At 72.4% G+C, this 15,676-nt stretch carries 9 protein-coding genes and 1 pseudogene; 8 read left to right on the top strand and 2 right to left on the bottom strand.

Going from position 1 to position 15,676, the window contains the following annotated elements; genetic code table 11:
• The first annotated feature begins 472 nt into the window (after nucleotides 1-472).
• Complete coding sequence (locus AB0G35_RS06345) at nucleotides 473-1,021, top strand: type 1 glutamine amidotransferase domain-containing protein (RefSeq protein ID WP_360944530.1); 549 nt, start codon at nucleotides 473-475, stop codon at nucleotides 1,019-1,021.
• Nucleotides 1,021-3,102: a catalase gene (locus AB0G35_RS06350; RefSeq protein WP_360944533.1), complete on the top strand. Its 2,082-nt coding sequence runs from the start codon at nucleotides 1,021-1,023 to the stop codon at nucleotides 3,100-3,102. The genes AB0G35_RS06345 and AB0G35_RS06350 overlap by 1 nt, the downstream gene beginning before the upstream one ends.
• 178 nt (nucleotides 3,103-3,280) lie before the next feature.
• On the opposite strand, the gene AB0G35_RS06355 is transcribed toward AB0G35_RS06350, so the two are convergent.
• Entirely contained in the window at nucleotides 3,281-4,357 is a 1,077-nt protein-coding gene (locus tag AB0G35_RS06355) for a S1 family peptidase (protein ID WP_360944536.1), read from the bottom strand.
• A gap of 312 nt (nucleotides 4,358-4,669) precedes the next feature.
• Here AB0G35_RS06355 and AB0G35_RS06360 point away from each other — a divergent pair, with 312 nt between their 5' ends.
• The 6 genes and pseudogenes from AB0G35_RS06360 to AB0G35_RS06385 form a co-directional block, all read left to right on the top strand.
• The gene (locus AB0G35_RS06360; RefSeq protein WP_360944631.1) at nucleotides 4,670-6,334 is read left to right on the top strand and encodes a sulfatase; all 1,665 of its coding nucleotides are present in this window, start codon (nucleotides 4,670-4,672) and stop codon (nucleotides 6,332-6,334) included.
• A gap of 352 nt (nucleotides 6,335-6,686) precedes the next feature.
• The gene (locus tag AB0G35_RS06365; RefSeq protein ID WP_360944539.1) at nucleotides 6,687-11,144 is read left to right on the top strand and encodes an aminotransferase class I/II-fold pyridoxal phosphate-dependent enzyme; all 4,458 of its coding nucleotides are present in this window, start codon (nucleotides 6,687-6,689) and stop codon (nucleotides 11,142-11,144) included.
• 9 nt (nucleotides 11,145-11,153) lie between these two features.
• Complete coding sequence (locus AB0G35_RS06370; RefSeq protein ID WP_360944542.1) at nucleotides 11,154-12,422, top strand: MFS transporter; 1,269 nt, start codon at nucleotides 11,154-11,156, stop codon at nucleotides 12,420-12,422.
• Entirely contained in the window at nucleotides 12,419-13,219 is an 801-nt protein-coding gene (locus AB0G35_RS06375; protein ID WP_360944545.1) for a class I SAM-dependent methyltransferase, read from the top strand. Before AB0G35_RS06370 ends, AB0G35_RS06375 begins: the two co-directional genes overlap by 4 nt.
• Before the next feature lie 179 nt (nucleotides 13,220-13,398).
• On the top strand, nucleotides 13,399-14,013 hold the full coding sequence (locus tag AB0G35_RS06380; RefSeq protein ID WP_360944548.1) for a hypothetical protein: 615 nt from the start codon (nucleotides 13,399-13,401) through the stop codon (nucleotides 14,011-14,013).
• Nucleotides 13,988-14,500, top strand: a pseudogene (locus AB0G35_RS06385) (cell filamentation protein Fic); the annotation flags it as partial. The gene AB0G35_RS06380 and the pseudogene AB0G35_RS06385, both read left to right, overlap by 26 nt.
• 110 nt (nucleotides 14,501-14,610) lie before the next feature.
• Here AB0G35_RS06385 and AB0G35_RS06390 read toward each other — a convergent pair.
• Nucleotides 14,611-15,636 carry a CPBP family glutamic-type intramembrane protease gene (locus AB0G35_RS06390; RefSeq protein WP_360944551.1) on the bottom strand — a complete coding sequence of 342 codons (1,026 nt, stop codon included), beginning with the start codon at nucleotides 15,634-15,636 and terminating at the stop codon, nucleotides 14,611-14,613.
• Nucleotides 15,637-15,676: the final 40 nt, after the last annotated feature.

Consider the following 15,676-nt stretch of genomic DNA (forward strand, 5'->3'; position numbering starts at 1 on the left):
TTTCGTCGAGCCCGTTGCCGGTGACGACGAGGGCTCCTGGCGCCGGCTCCCGGCGCCGTGTGCGGCGGCGTCGAAGAGCCCTTCCTGTGGCGTCGGACGCGGCGGGACCTGGCGCATCGCGGGGCGGCCCGTACGGCGTCGCCCCTCCGACGCTACCCGGAGGAGTTCCGGTGCGCATGTGCGCCGGGCGGTGGCCGCGGCGGCCACGCCACCCCGTTTCACCGGCCGCACCCAGGGCACCCGGATCAGGGGCCGGGCGGGCCGGCCGGTCGGCGGCCGCGAGCCGTTCGGTTACCGCGGGACGCATCCGGCGTAATCGCGGCGGAACCGGCATGAGCGGCCGGGCGCACCGGGAATCCGTCATGGCGCGCGACCCCGGCTCCCGCCGCACCGCGCCTTTCGCCGACGAGCCAGCTCGACCGGCACGCAGGGCAGCGGCCTTACGCACCGCAGCAGAAAGGAACCACGGATCATGCAGATTGCTTTTCTGGTAGCGCCCGAGGGTGTGGAGCAGGCCGAACTGACCGAACCCTGGCAGGCGGTTCTTGATTCGGGGGACGTTCCGCATCTGGTGTCCACCAAGCCCGGCCGCATCCAGGCGTACCACCACCTGGACATGGCCGACACCTTTCCGGTGGACCGGACGGTGGACGCGGCCGACGTGTCGGATTACGGCGGGCTGGTCCTGCCGGGCGGCGTCGCCAATCCGGATGCGCTGCGGATGGACAAGAAGGCGGTCGCCTTCGTGAAGAGCTTCTTCGACCGGGGCAGGCCGGTGGCGGCCATCTGCCACGCACCGTGGACACTGGTCGAGGCCGATGTGGTACGGGGACGCACCCTGACGTCCTGGCCCAGTCTGCAGACCGATATCCGCAATGCCGGCGGCACCTGGGTGGACGAACAGGTCAAGGTCTGCACGGCGGGCAACAACACCCTGATCACCAGCCGGAAGCCGGGCGACCTGAAGGCCTTCTGCGCCACCTTCGTCACCGAATTCGCCCAGGCCGGAAGGGCGGCCTGATGGCGGACGAGAAACAGGAGCAGCGCCGCGCGCATTTCGCGGACGATCCGGCCGCCGGTCCGCTGACCACCGACCAGGGCGTGACCGTCGACCACACCGACGATTCGCTCCAGGCCGGTGAACGCGGCCCGACGCTGATGGAGGACTTCCACTTCCGGGAGAAGCTCACCCGCTTCGACCACGAGCGGATCCCGGAGCGGGTGGTGCACGCCCGGGGCGCCGGCGCCTACGGCTACTTCCAGCCGTACGAGTCCTGCGCGGAGTTCACCCGGGCCGCGTTCCTGCAGGACCCGGGCGTGCGGACCCCGGTGTTCGTCCGCTTCTCCACGGTCCAGGGCCCGCGCGGCTCGGCGGACACCGTGCGGGACGTCCGTGGATTCGCCACGAAGTTCTACACCTCGGAAGGCAATTACGACCTGGTCGGCAACAACATGCCGGTCTTCTTCATCCAGGACGGCATCAAGTTCCCGGACTTCGTGCACGCGGTGAAAATGGAGCCGCACAACGAGATTCCCACCGGGGCCTCCGCGCACGACACTCTCTGGGACTTCGTCTCGCTCCAGCCCGAGACCCTCCACATGATGATGTGGCTGATGTCGGACCGGGCCATTCCGCGCAGTTACCGGATGATGCAGGGCTTCGGCGTGCACACCTTCCGCTTCGTGAACGCGGAGGGCAAGGGCACGTTCGTGAAATTCCACTGGAAGCCCAAGCTCGGGGTGCACTCGCTGGTATGGGACGAGGCCCAGGAAACGATGGGCCGCGACCCGGACTACAACCGCCGCGACCTCTGGGACATGATCGAGGCCGGTGAATACCCGGAATACGAACTCGGCGTCCAGCTCGTTCCGGAGGAGGACGAGCACTCCTTCGACTTCGACCTCCTCGACGCCACCAAAATCATCCCCGAAGAGCTGGTGCCGGTGCGGCCCATCGGCCGGATGGTGCTCAACCGCAATCCCGACAACTTCTTCGCGGAGACCGAGCAGGTCGCCTTCCACACCGCGAACGTCGTGCCGGGCATCGACTTCACCAACGACCCGCTCCTGCAGGCCCGTAACTTCTCGTACCTCGACACCCAGCTCATCCGGCTGGGCGGGCCCAACTTCCCGCAGCTGCCGGTCAACCGGCCCCTCGCCCCGGTCCGCAACAACCAGCGCGACGGCTACCACCAGAGCCGGATCCACCAGGGCACCAGCTACTCGCCGAACTCCCTCGGCGGCGGCTGCCCGGTCGTGGCCGGAGCCGACGAAACCGCCTTCCGGCATCTGACGGAGCGGGTCGACGGGCAGAAGATCCGCAGGCGGAGCCCCAGCTTCACCGACCACTACACCCAGGCGGCGCTGTTCTGGCACAGCATGGCCGACTGGGAACAGCAGCACATCATCGAGGCGTTCCGCTTCGAACTGGGCAAGGTCAACGCCAAGGAAGTCCGCGAACGCACGGTCGGCGAGCTCGCGCACATCGACCACACCCTGGCCACCAAGGTCGCCGAGGGCATCGGCGTCCCCGCACCGGAGGCCACCGAGGCCCCGCGGCCCACCCCGTCCCCCGCGCTGAGCTTGGAGAACCTCAAGGGCGACGGCTCCGTCCGCACCCGGCAGATCGCGGTCCTGGTCCAGGACGGCGTGGACGCACGGCAAGTCAGTGGCCTGAAGCAGACGTTGGGGGAGCAGGGCGCCTTCGTCGAGGCCCTGGCACCCCAGGACGGGGAGGTCTCCGGCGCCGCCGGCAGCCTCTCGGCGGACCGGGCGCTGCCGACCGTGGCCTCCGTCCTCTACGACGCGGTGGTGCTGCCCGACGGCGGCCTCGGGGCCGGCGACACCGCGGCCGACGGCGCCGCCCGGCGCTTCGTGCTCGACGCCTACCGGCACGGCAAGGCCATCGGCGCCCTGGGCTCCGGGATCGAGGTGCTGAAGAAACTGCTGCCCGACCAGGTGCGCACCGCCTCCGGTGGTGCGGAACCGGTGAGCGATCAAGGTGTGGTGACCGCCGCCGTGAACGGTGAGGCCTTCGCCCGGGCGTTCGCGGAGGCCACCGCCGCCCACCGGCACTGGCACCGCCCGCCGGCGAAGATCTGACCCGCCGGCGAGAATCTGAGCCGGCAGCGGAAGTCCTGAGCCGGCAGCGGGAGTTCCGAGCCGGCAGGGGGCCTTCCGAGCCGGCACGGGAGATCCGACCCCGCACGGGAGATCCGACCCGGCACCCCGTCCCGCCACCTCGTCCCGGCGGCCGCCCGGCCGCCGGGACGACGCCGTGTCAGCCGACCCGCGATCCCGTCTTCGCCAGCGCCTCGGTCACCGGCTGGTAGAGGCTCACCCCGCCCGCGGCGCAGGTGCCGCGGCCGCCCGAGGTCAGCCCGAGCGCGGTGTCCCCCTCGAAGAGCGGACCGCCGCTGTCACCGGCCTCCGCGCAGAGCGAGGTCTGGATCAGTCCCTCGACGGTCCCCTCCTGGTAGTTGGCCGTCACGTTCAGCGCGGTGACCTCCCCGTCGTGCACATGGGTGGTACTGCCGCTGCGCCGCACCTTCTGGCCCACGATCGGGTCGGCGGCCCTGCCGATGTGCTGCGCCCCGCCGCTGAAGAGGTCCACCTCGCTCGGGTGCGCCACGGCCGCGGTGTACCGCGCGAGCCCGAAGTCGTCACCGGGGAAGTTCCCCGCCTCCGACACCGCGATCGGGGGACCTCCCAGGGCGGCGGACCAGCTCGGCACCGCGTGCGTGCAGTGGCCGGCCGTCAGGAAGTACGGCTGCCCGCCCTTGGTGACGTTGAAGCCGATCGAACAGCGCGCCGCGCTGTCCCAGATGGCGTCCCCGCCGGCGATCAGCGGCTCGATCGTGTCCGGCGACAGCTGGACGACCACCCGGTCACCGAGCGGGCCGGCGACCGACTTCAGCTGCTCCAGGTCCTCCCCCCGGACGGTGCGGTCGGCGGTGACGACCACCTTGTTGATCTTCGGGTCCATGGCCCAGGACGTCCCGGGGATCGAGGCGTGCTCCTTGAGGGCCGCCCGGGCCGCGTCCAGCGACGCGAGGGAGTGCTGGACGATCCTCGGCTCGGCGCCGGCCGCCCGGACCTTGCCGGCCGCCTCCTCGGTCGTCACGTTCACCACCAGCTTGCGGCGGTCGGGGTCGTAGTAGGAACCCGCCCCGGCCGGACCGAGCGAGGAGCTGATGGCCACCGCACGCTCGGCGGCGGCGACGGCCGCCGGGGGGCCGGGGGCCCGGGCGGTGCGGGCCCGGGCGCTCGGCAGGGCGAGCAGCGGGGTGAGGGCCAGGGTCACCACAGCGGCACCGGCGAGGAGGGAACGAGGCGTGGGTACGCGCGGATGCTTCAACACAAAACCTCTCGCTGGGGAGCGGGCCAGCAGCGGGGCTCCGTCGTGGTCGTGCGCACGCCTCAAGGGCTACTGGCGCCACGGGCGGGGCCGAAGGGCCGGGCGAGGCGGCGCGGGGATGTCTACTCTCCCTGCCCGTGCACCGCCTCCGGCCGCCCGCACTTCTCCAGGAATCACCTGTACGGCCGGGTGAACGGAGCGCGCCGCCGGGCCGTACAGACGGACGACGACGGTCCGGCCTCCTGCCGGCCGGACCGCCGCCCCACCAGTCCGCTCGTACGGAAGGACCTTCGGGTGCCGCTCATCACGCAGCTGCGTCAGCTCCTGGCCAGAGGGACGAACCGGCGCCGGTGGCGGGCCGTCACCTCCGTCCTCGCCGCCGTGCTCGTGTTCGGCGCACTCGTCCTGCCGGACGACCTGCTCCGCCTGACGCCCGGTGCCTTCGCCCGGATCCCGGTGGAGGGGATCGCCGGGGCCGCACTGCTGCTCCTGCTGCCGCCGAGGCCCCGGCGGGTCGTCGCGGTGGTCGCCGGGGCGGGCCTCGGCCTGATGACCCTGCTCGACCTCCTCAACATGGGCTTCCGCGCGGTGCTGGTCAGGCCGTTCGACCCGGTGCTGGACTGGGGGCTGTTCGGTGACGCCGCGTCGTTCCTCGACGACTCGGCCGGCCGGACCGGCGCGATCGCCGCAGTCATCGGGGCCGTGCTCCTCGCGCTCGCCCTGCCCGTGCTCATGGCGCTGGCCGTGCTCCGGCTGAGCCACGTCCTGGTCCGGCACGGCTCCCTGGCGACCCGCGGCACCCTCGTCCTCGGGACCGCCTGGCTCGTCAGCGCGGCGCTCGGCCTCCAGCTCGCCGGGGCGCCGCTCGCCTCCCGCACCACCGCCGAACACCTCGACGACCGTGCCCAGCAGGTCCGGACGAGCCTGGCGGACGAGCGGGTCTTCGCAAAGGAAGCGGCCACCGACCCGTTCGAGCACACACCGTCCGACCGGCTGCTGACCGGACTGCGCGGCAAGGACGTCATCTTCACCTTCATCGAGAGCTACGGCCGCACCGCGATCGCCGACCCGCTGATAGGCCCCGGCGTCGACAAGGTGCTGGCGGAGGGGACCGCGCAGCTGCGGCGGGCCGGCTTCACCGCCCGGAGCGGCTGGCTCACCTCCTCGACGGCGGGCGGCGGCAGCTGGCTGGCGCACTCCACCTTCCTGTCCGGCCTGTGGATCAACAACCAGCAGCGCTACCGCACCGTCACCTCCAGCGACCGGCTGAGCCTGACCCGCGCCTTCCGGCGGACCGGCGCCTGGCGGACGGTCGGCATCATGCCGGGCGTCAGCCGGTCCTGGCCGGAGGCCCGCTTCTACGGCCTCGACACCGTCTACGACTCCCGCACCCTCGGCTACAAGGGCCCCCAGTTCAGCTGGTCGCGCATGCCGGACCAGTACAGCCTGTCCGCCTTCGAGCGGCTGCAGCACGGGAAGCGGGGCGGCAAGCCGCTGATGTCGGAGATCATCCTGACCTCCAGCCACAACCCCTGGGCGCCGCTGCCCAAGATGCTCGGCTGGGGCCGGGTCGGCGACGGCTCGGTCTACCGCGCCGTCAAGGAGGCCGGCAAGGACCCCAAGGACGTGTGGCAGGACGCCACCCGGGTCCGCACCGAGTACGGCCGGGCCATCCAGTACTCGCTGCACAGCCTGCTCTCGTACGTCGAGAAGTACGGCCGGAAGAACACCGTGCTGGTCTTCCTCGGCGACCACCAGCCGGTCCCCACCGTCACCGGCCAGCACGCCGGCCGGGACGTACCGGTGGCGATCGTCGCCCATGACCCGGACGTACTGCGCCGGATCTCCGACTGGGGCTGGCAGCCCGGCCTCCGGCCCGGCCCCAGGACCCCGGTCTGGCGGATGGACACCTTCCGCGACCGCTTCCTGACCGCCTACGGGCCCCGGCCCGGCTCCGCGCGGAAGCGGGCGGAGTGAGCCGTGACCGAGCGCCGAGCAATCGTCACCCCACGGCGAAACCGGCCGTGTTCGCCCCGCTGGGCCGCAGCTCAGCGGCTGCCCGAGCTGCGGCCCGAGCAGCGCGAGGTGCTCTTCCCCGGCGAGCCGGTCCGGGGTCTCGGGGTGCGGACGGAACGGGCTGCGCGCCCGGTGAGCTGGACGCCGCTGCCTGCCGCTATGCCATTGGCATATGCCAATGACGCTCGCCGTCATGCATACAAAGAAAAGCGGACATAGTATCAAAATGCGTACGGATTGACCCCGCAGGGACGGTTGGCGACCGTCCGGTCACGCGAGGAGGCGGTTCGCATTGAGCCGCATACACCGCCTGATGACCGTGTACGTCATCCTGGTGATCCCGCCCACGGTGGTCTACCTGACGGTGCCCGCCGCACACACCATCACCTGGGCCGCCATCGTCCTCGGTAGCGTCTGGGCCGTCATCGCCGGCATCCGCATGCACCGGCCGGCCCACGCCTGGCCCTGGCTGCTGCTCGCCGCCGCGAACGTGGCCTTCACCGCCGGTGACACCACGTACAACATCCTCAACAGCTTCCTGCACGAGCAGAACCCGTTCCCCTCCCTCGCCGACGTCTTCTACCTGGCGACCTACCCCCTGTTCGCCGCCGGGCTGCTGGGCTTCATCCGCTACCGCAGGACCGGCCGCGACGTGGCGAGCCTGCTCGACGCGATGATCCTGACGTCCGGGCTGGCCCTGCTCTCCTGGAACTACCTGATCAACCCGTACACCACGGCCCCCGACATGACGTGGGTGCAGCGCACCATCTCCATCGCCTATCCGCTCGGCGACGTGCTGATGCTGGCGATGCTCGCCCGGCTGCTGACGCCCGGCTCCGTACACACCCGCGCCGTCCAGTTCCTCACCCTGGGCACCTTCGGCATCCTCTTCTCCGACGTCCTGTACGGGCTCCTCCAGCTCAAAGGCGTCTGGCAGGTCGGCACGCCGATGGACCTGGGCTGGGTGGTCTTCTTCACCGCCTGGGGGCTGGCCGCGCTGCACCCGTCCATGGTGGAACTGACCGAGCGCACCCCCGTCCGGCAGGCCGGTATCCACCCCCGGCGGCTCGTCGTGCTCGCGCTGGCCACGCTCATCGCACCCGTGCTGCTCATCCAGGAGGCCGTCCGCGGCGACCTGCACGACGTGCCGGTGATCGCGGTCTTCTCGGCCGTGCTCTTCCTGCTCGTGTTCGCCCGGCTGTCGGGCCTGGTCGTGGTGCACCTGATGGCCGTGACCCGGGAACGCGGCCTGCGGGTGGCGGCCGCCGCGCTGGTCTCCGCCTCCGGCGTCGAGGAGATCGCCCACTCGATCCGCAGAGCGGCCGGACCGCTCTTCGGGGCCGACCAGGGATACGAGGTCGCACTGCTGACCCTCGCCCCCGGCGAGAGCCGGCTGCACGCCGTGCCCACCGCCGCACAGCCGCACACCTGGACCGTCGACTGGCAGGACGAGCCGGCCGACGCCTGGCGCTCCCGGTTCCTCGACCACGAGGCGCAGATCGTGCCCGTCGCCGACCTCGGCGCGGAGCCCGCCGCCGAACTCGCCCCCCTGCCGAGCGCGCTGCTGTGCCCCCTGGCCGTCAGCAACGGGCCCGCCGGCCACTCCCTGATCGGCGCCCTGATCGTCGCGGGCAACGAGAAGAACCTGGCCGAACGGTGGGCCTCCGTCGAGACCCTCGCCTCGCAGGCGGCCCTGGCGATGGAACGCGTCGCGCTCGGCCAGGAGATCAACCGCCGCAACAGCGAGGCCTACTTCCGCACCCTCGTCCACAACACCTCGGACGTCATCCTCATCCTCGACGACGACAACACCATCCGCTACGCCAGCCCCTCCGCCGAGGGCATGTTCGGCCGTACCCCGCTCAACGGCATGCGGCTCGCCGAGCTCATGACCGACCAGGACGGCGAACGCGCCCGGCGCGCCCTGGCCCGGATGCGCGACCGCGACTGCCAGGACAGCCGCGACGACTGGCAGGTGCTGCACCGCGACGGCGCACATATCGACGTCGAGGCCCGGTGCAGCAACCTCCGGCACGACCAGACCGTCAACGGCCTGGTCCTCACACTCCGGGACGTGACCGAACAGCGCAAACTCGAACGCGAACTCACCCACCGCGCCTTCCATGACGCGCTCACCGGCCTGCCCAACCGACTGCTCCTCCTGGAGCGGATCGAGCACGCCCTGCTGCGCGGCCGCCGCGGCGGCACCGTCACCTGCGTCCTCTTCATCGACCTCGACGACTTCAAGGTCGTCAACGACACCAGCGGCCACTCCGTCGGCGACGAACTCCTGGTCGCGGTGGCCCGACGGCTGACCGGAACGCTGCGGGCCAGCGACACCGCGGCGCGCCTCGGCGGCGACGAGTTCGGAGTGCTCATGGAGGGCGCGCACGAGCCCGCCGACGCCGAAGCACTCGGCGAACAGGTCGTACAGAACCTCAACCAGCCCTTCCGGCTCTCCGAGCAGATGGTCAGCACCTCCGCCAGCGTGGGCATCGCCACCGCCCGGGACAGTGCCGACGCCGAGGAACTGCTCGGCCACGCCGACCTGGCCCTGTACGCGGCGAAAGCCGCCGGCAAGCGACAGTGGCGCCGCTACCAGGCGGTGCTGCACACCGGCATGGTCGAACGGCACGAACTCCGGGCCGGGTTGGAGGGTGCGCTGGACGCCGAGGCGTTCGACGTCCGCTACCAGCCCATCGTGGAGATCGCCACCGGCGCGCTCGCCGGCTTCGAGGCGCTGGCCCGCTGGCCGCACGCCCGGCGCGGCGCGGTGACACCGCATCAGTTCATCGCGCTCGCCGAGGAGACCGGGCACATCATGCCGCTCGGCGCCTGGGTGCTGGAGCAGGCCACCGCCCACCTCTCCCGCTGGCAGCGGGAGATGCCCCGGGCGGACCCGCTGCACATCAATGTGAACGTCTCCGCCCGCCAGTTCCGCGACCCCGGATTCCTCGACGAGGTCCGGGCCGTCCTCGGCGCCACCGGAGTGGCCCGCGGCTCCCTCGTACTGGAGCTGACCGAGACCGTCCTGATGCATTCCGACGAGCAGATCCGCGCGGTGATGAGGGAGCTCAAGGACCTCGGGGTGCGCATCGCGATCGACGACTTCGGCACCGGCTTCTCGTCGCTCAGCTACCTCCGGGAATTCCCTATCGACCTGCTGAAGGTGGACAAGTCGTTCATCGACGACATCGGTGTCGACACCCAGCAAGTCGCCCTGGTCGAGGGTATTGTGCGCATCGCCGACACCCTCGGTCTGCAGGTCATTGCCGAAGGCATCGAAGAGGACGTGCAACGCGACCGGCTCCTGGCCATGGGGTGCCGGTTCGGGCAGGGCTATCTGTTCGCCCGCCCGATGACGGTGGACCAGGCGGAACAGCTGCTGCGGAGCACGGCCGAGCGCCGTACCCCGTCCCTGGCCGGCAGCGCGGCGACCGGCCCGGTATCCCGCCGGGCCACCGCACCCTCAGACCCACAGCGCACCGGCACCCGCCGGTCCGGGGCGGAGGAGGATCACGTGCACAAGGCACTGAGGACAACCGGCGGAGCACGCCGCGACCCGCGGTGGGGCGAGCTCGAACGCCTGCGACAGAACAACCCCATGTGCGACGCGGTCATCGACGAGGTGGAAGGCCGGCACCTGCGCAGCGGCGACCACTGGCTCATCGACTTCGCCTCCTGCAACTACCTGGGCTTCGACCTCGACCCCGAGATCATGGCCGCCATCGAACCGCAGGTCCGCCGCTGGGGCACGCACCCCAGCTGGTCACGCCTGATCGGCAACCCCCGGCTCTACCCCGACATCGAAGAACGGCTCACCGGACTGCTGCACGCCCCGGACAGCCTGCTGCTCCCGACCATCACCCTCATCCACGCCTCCGTGATACCGGCACTCGGCGGCGAGGGACGCATCTTCGTCGAGGCCCGGGCCCACCGCACGGTCTACGACGGATGCCTGGTGGCCCGGGGCCAGGGCGCCACCGTGCAGCGCTTCCACGCCGACCGGCCGGACGAACTGGAGGTCCTGCTGCGCGCCGCGCCGGCCAAGGCCTCCCGCCTGGTGTGCCTGGACGGCGTCGACAGCATGACCGGGAACCTCCCCGACCTGCCCCTGCTCGCGGGCATCTGCCGGCAGCGGGACGCCCTGCTCTACATCGACGACGCGCACGGGTTCGGGATCATCGGCGAGCGCCGCACCGACGAGACCTCCCCCTACGGCAGCCGCGGCAACTGCATCGTGCGGCACCTCGGCGAGAGCTACGACGGCATCGTCCTGGTCGGCGGCTTCTCCAAGGCGTACTCCTCGCTGCTGGCGTTCCTGGCCCTGCCGACCTGGCTGAAGAACCACCTCAAGGTCGCGGCCGCGCCGTACCTGTACTCCGGCCCGTCCCCCACGGCGTCGCTCGCCACCGCGCTCGCCGGCCTCGACGTCAACGACCGGCGCGGGGACGCCGTCCGGGCCTCCCTGCACCGCAAGACCGCCCGCGTCCTGGACCACCTCTACCTGCTCGGGATCGAGACCCCCAACGAAAGCGGACTGCCCATCATCGAGCTGCCGCTCGCCCACGACTCCGACCTGGGCGACGTCGGCGTGTTCATGTGGGAGCACGGCATCTATGTGACGCTGGCGGCGTACCCCCTCGTCCCGCGCGACCGGGTGGGCATCCGCATCCAGATCACCGCCGCCAACACCGACGAGGACATCGGCCGGCTCAACGAGACGCTCTCCGCCCTGGCCGAGCGGTTCGCACTGCGGCAGAGGACCTGAATGCGCGTCATGGAGGATGCGGGCCGGGCCCGCCGGGTACGGCTGCTCACCCCGCTCGCGCATCGCGACTTCCGGGTCCTGTGGCTCGGGATGAGCATCTCGCTGGTGGGCGACGGGGTGCTCCTCGTCGCACTGGCCTGGCAGGTCTACACCCTCTCCGGGTCGCCCGGCGCGATGTCCGCGGTCGGCGTGGCACGGGCCGTGCCACAGGTCGCCCTGGTACTGCTCGGCGGTGTGGTCAGCGACCGCTTCGACCGCCGGCGCACCATGCTGATCAGCGACCTCGTCCGCTTCGTCTGCCTGGTCACGCTGACCGCGCTGGCCCTCGGCGACGCCCTGGAGCTGTGGCAGCTGATCGTCGTGGTCATGGTGTACGGCGGCGCCGCCGGATTCTTCCCGCCGGCGTACGACGCCGTCGTGCCGACCCTCGTGCTGAAGTCCGAACTCGTCCAGGCCAACGCCCTCGACCAGTTCGTCCGCCCGGCCGCCGTGCAGATCGGCGGCACCGCACTGGGCGGCATCCTGGTCGCCGGCATCGGCACCGGCGGGGCGTTCGCGTTCGACGCCCTCACCTTCGCCGTGTCCGTCGGCTGTCTGCTGTGCATCCACCCCAAGCCGCCACCGGCCGGCGCCCGGGGATCGCTCTGGGCCGACCTGCTCAGCGGTCTGGCGTACGTCCGCGCCAACAGCTGGCTCTGGGCCACCTTCGTCTCCGCCACCTTCGCCTATCTGCTCTTCCTCGGCCCGGCCGAGGTGCTGCTGCCCTACCTGGTCAAGAACGGCCTGCACGGCTCCGCCGCGGACCTGGGCGTGGTCCTCACCTGCGGCGGACTGGCGTCCGTGCTGGTCGCCCTGGCCGTCGGCCAGACCGGGGTGCCGAACAGGTTCATCACCTTCGTGTACGTCTCCTGGACGCTGGCCACGCTCGCCGTCGCCGGGTACGGCCTGGCCACCCACTCCTGGCAGCTGGCGGCCGCCTGCGCCGCGGTCAACGGCTTCGAGACCGCCGGCCTGGTCGCCTGGGCCACCGCGAAACAGCGGCTCGTACCCGGAGCGCTGCTCGGCCGGGTCTCCAGCGTCGAATGGTTCGTGTCGATCTCCCTGCTGCCGCTGTCCTACGCCCTGGCCGCACCGGTCGCGGCCGCCGCCGGCGTCCGGGCGACCCTCATCGGCGCCGGTGTCCTCGGCGCCGTCGTCACGTTGGTCTTCCTCTACGTGCCGGGCGTACGCTCGGTGGACCGGGACGGTGCGCCCCGCACCGCGAAAGAGGGCACATGAACGAGCCCGCCGAGCACGCACCGGGTCCCCTGCGCAACGACGACGCCGACTGGGACCACTGGCCGGTCCTGGACTACCTCGCGGAGAACTACCGCGAGATCCACCCCTGCGACGCCGCCGTCATCCGGCACCATTCCGCCTTCTACCGCCGGTTCGCGCCCGGCAGCATCGCCCGCTCCCTGGAATTCGGGGCGGGCCCCAACCTCTACCCCCTGATGCTGGCCGGCGCCGCCTGCCGGCAGGTGGACGCGGTCGAGCGGAGCGCGGCCAACGTCGCCTATCTGACCGGCCAGCTCAGCCACGGCCCCGACGAGAGCTGGCAGGCGTTCTACGCCTTCTGCCGCGAGCTGGACCCCGCGCTGCCCCCGACCGCCACCGAGGCCCTGGCCCGCGTCCGGGTGCTGCACGACGACGTCCGGGCCCTGCCGGCCGGCCGCTACGAGCTGGCGTCGATGAACTTCGTGGCCGAGAGCATCACCGAGGACTTCGAGGAGTTCGCGCAGCTCTGCCGGATCTACCTCGCCACGGTGCGCCCGGGCGGCCACCTCGTCGCCTCCTTCATGGAGAACATGCCGACCTACCGCATCGGCACCGCCCCCGAATGGCCCGGCTGCCCGGTCGACGCCACCACCCTCCGCGAGGTGTTCGGCCCGTACACCGACGAGCTGACCCTCACTCACGTGGGCCCCGACCCCACCCGCCCCGACTACGGCGACACCGGCATGGTGCTGCTGCGCGCCCGCACGGTCGCACCGGACGGAAAAGCGGAGGCGGGCGTGCGGGACGACCGGGCATAATCGGTCAACTGTCCTGATCCCCGCATCTGGAGCCCGCCACGTCCACCGAGCCGCCCGAGCCGTATTCCCCGCCGCGCCCGCTGACCTGGGACGAACTCGACCCGCAGCGCCATCCGTTCACCTTCGACGCGGCGGAAGAGGCCGCCGTCACCGCCCTCATCAAGGAGTACGTACCGCCGGTGCTGTCCGGCATGGACGGGTGGTGGCAGGGCGAGCGCCGGTGCGAGCGCCATATCCACCGGATCTTCCTGGAGCGCTACGGGACGTGGGCCCGGCACTGGAACTGGACCGTCGGCGAGGCCGGGGGAGTGGTCGGCAGCTGGTGCTGCGGGCCCGTCTCGGTGGGCACCCCCGACGAGACCGCCGCCCGGGCCGTCGCCGCCCTCCTGGAGTGGCGGGATTGGCTGGAGGAACTCGCCGCCCGATTCCGGGAGTTGGCGCCGTCACCCGAGGCGACCCCCGAGGAGCGCAGCTGGCACCTGGAGCGGGCGGCGATCCGCCTGGTCACCCTCGTGCTCGACCGCACCGGCGGGGAGAGCGGCTGGCACGGCCAGTGCCGGCTGGCCCTGGAGTGGTTCCTGACCGCGAGCGGGACGGACCCGGCGGCGGCCGGAGCGGCGGTGGAGGCGGCCATCGGCGGGCGGTTCCGGAGCTGGGTCACGCCCGGCCCGACGCTGATCGACTCGGTCGGTGAGGACCTGGCCGTCGGACTGACCGGCCGGCCGCCCTACCGCGACCACCGGGAACACGCCCACCTGGAGGACTTCCATGACCGCCGGTACTCCCGCCACTGACGCGGAGCCGCCCGCCCCCGCTCCGGCCCCCGCTCACGGCGCCGAGCCGCCCGCCGCAGCCGCCGACGCGACCGCCGCCTGGCGCCGTGCCAGGGCGCGGGTCGACTGGGCGGACACCGGCGCGTACGAGGTCACCGGCCCCCTCGTCCCGGCCACGGACGGCTTCACCGCCTGGTGCGAGGGCCCGGTCCGCCGCCGCGACCCGGACCGCGCCGGGCGGCTGCGGTCCGCCTACGCGCTGGCCCGCGCGGACGCCGCCGGCGGCGGCCCGCTCACCTTCGACCTACTGGCCGGCTGGCAGCGCCGGGTCCTCGGCACGCCCGACGCACCGTTCCGGACCGGCGACGCCCACGCGAAGAACGGCCGCGAACGCTACCCGCTGACCCCGCACACCCGCGCGGACTTCGCCCGCTGCCTGGCCGACAGCGACGAGCCCGGCGTGCCGCTGCCCGCCCGCGCCGCCCGGACCTACCTCGACGTGGCCTTCCACCACCCGTTCACCGACGGCAACGGCCGGGCCGCCCTGCTCGCCCTCACCTTCGTCCTGGCCCGCGAAGGCGTCGCCCTGGACGAGGTGGGGCCCCTCCAGACCACCCGCTACGCCGACGACCCCGAGGGCGCGGCCGACCTGGCCGTACTGGTGGGGATCCTGGCCCGGGCGACCCAGCGCCGCGCGGCCCGCGCCCGGAGCCGGCCCGACAGCCACCGCGCCGCCACGAACACCGCCGCGGTGAGCACCAGATAACCCAGCTCCAGGACCGCGGCGTGCGCCGGGCCCACGCTCGCCGACCAGCCCGCCGCGCGCTCGCGCCCCTCGAACACGATCCGGTTGACGCTCAGGAACGCCAGATGCGTACCGATCGCCGTCCACAGCGGCGCGCGGCACGGCACGGTCCGGGCGGCCACCAGCGTCAGCCCGAACACCGCGAGCAGCACCAGATACGCCCACGGGTCCTGCCCGGCCGGAGCCGGGCCCACCGGCGACGGGTCCCCGCCCACCAGCCGGGCCGTACCGGCCTGCACCACCGTGGACGCCGCCGGCACCAGCAGGAACACCACCGTCGTCCCCAGCGCCGACACCACCCCGCCGAACCGGTCGCGCAACGCCGCCCAGGCCTGCCCGCGCAGCGTCGTCTCCTCCGGCAGGGCCTCCAGCAGCAGCGCCACCAGCGCATTGCCCGTCAAGAACGCCCCGAACGCCGCCGGGTCGAGCCCGGACCACCGCACCCACCCGGCCGCCGTGCCCGCCCCCAGCACCAAGGCCGCACACGACACCGTGACGGCCAGCCCGCCCAGGAAGGCCCGTACGGCCGCGGCCGGCGGCCCCGCCCCCAGCCGGCCGCGCCCCGCCCACCGCCCGGCCGACCGCAACGCCCGTACACCGCCCACGGCCAGCACGCTCACCAACACGGCGGGCAGCAACTGCCGCGCCCAGCCGTCCGCACCGAGCACCCGCACCAGCCGTTCCCCCAGCGCGTTGCCCGCCCCCAGCGCGACCGCCATCACCGCGCCGCCCAGCACCGCCCGCCCCCACGCGCCCCGCCCCGACACCGCCGGGTGCGCCCCCGCGGCCGCGCTCCTCCGGCTCTTCGTGTCCCTCTCCGTCTCCGAAGCCCTGGCCATCCCTCTCGCGCTCCCTTCACAACCCGGCGGTGTCTTTGGG

The sequence above is a fragment of the Streptomyces sp. NPDC021749 genome (assembly GCF_040640655.1).
Lineage (GTDB): Bacteria > Actinomycetota > Actinomycetes > Streptomycetales > Streptomycetaceae > Streptomyces.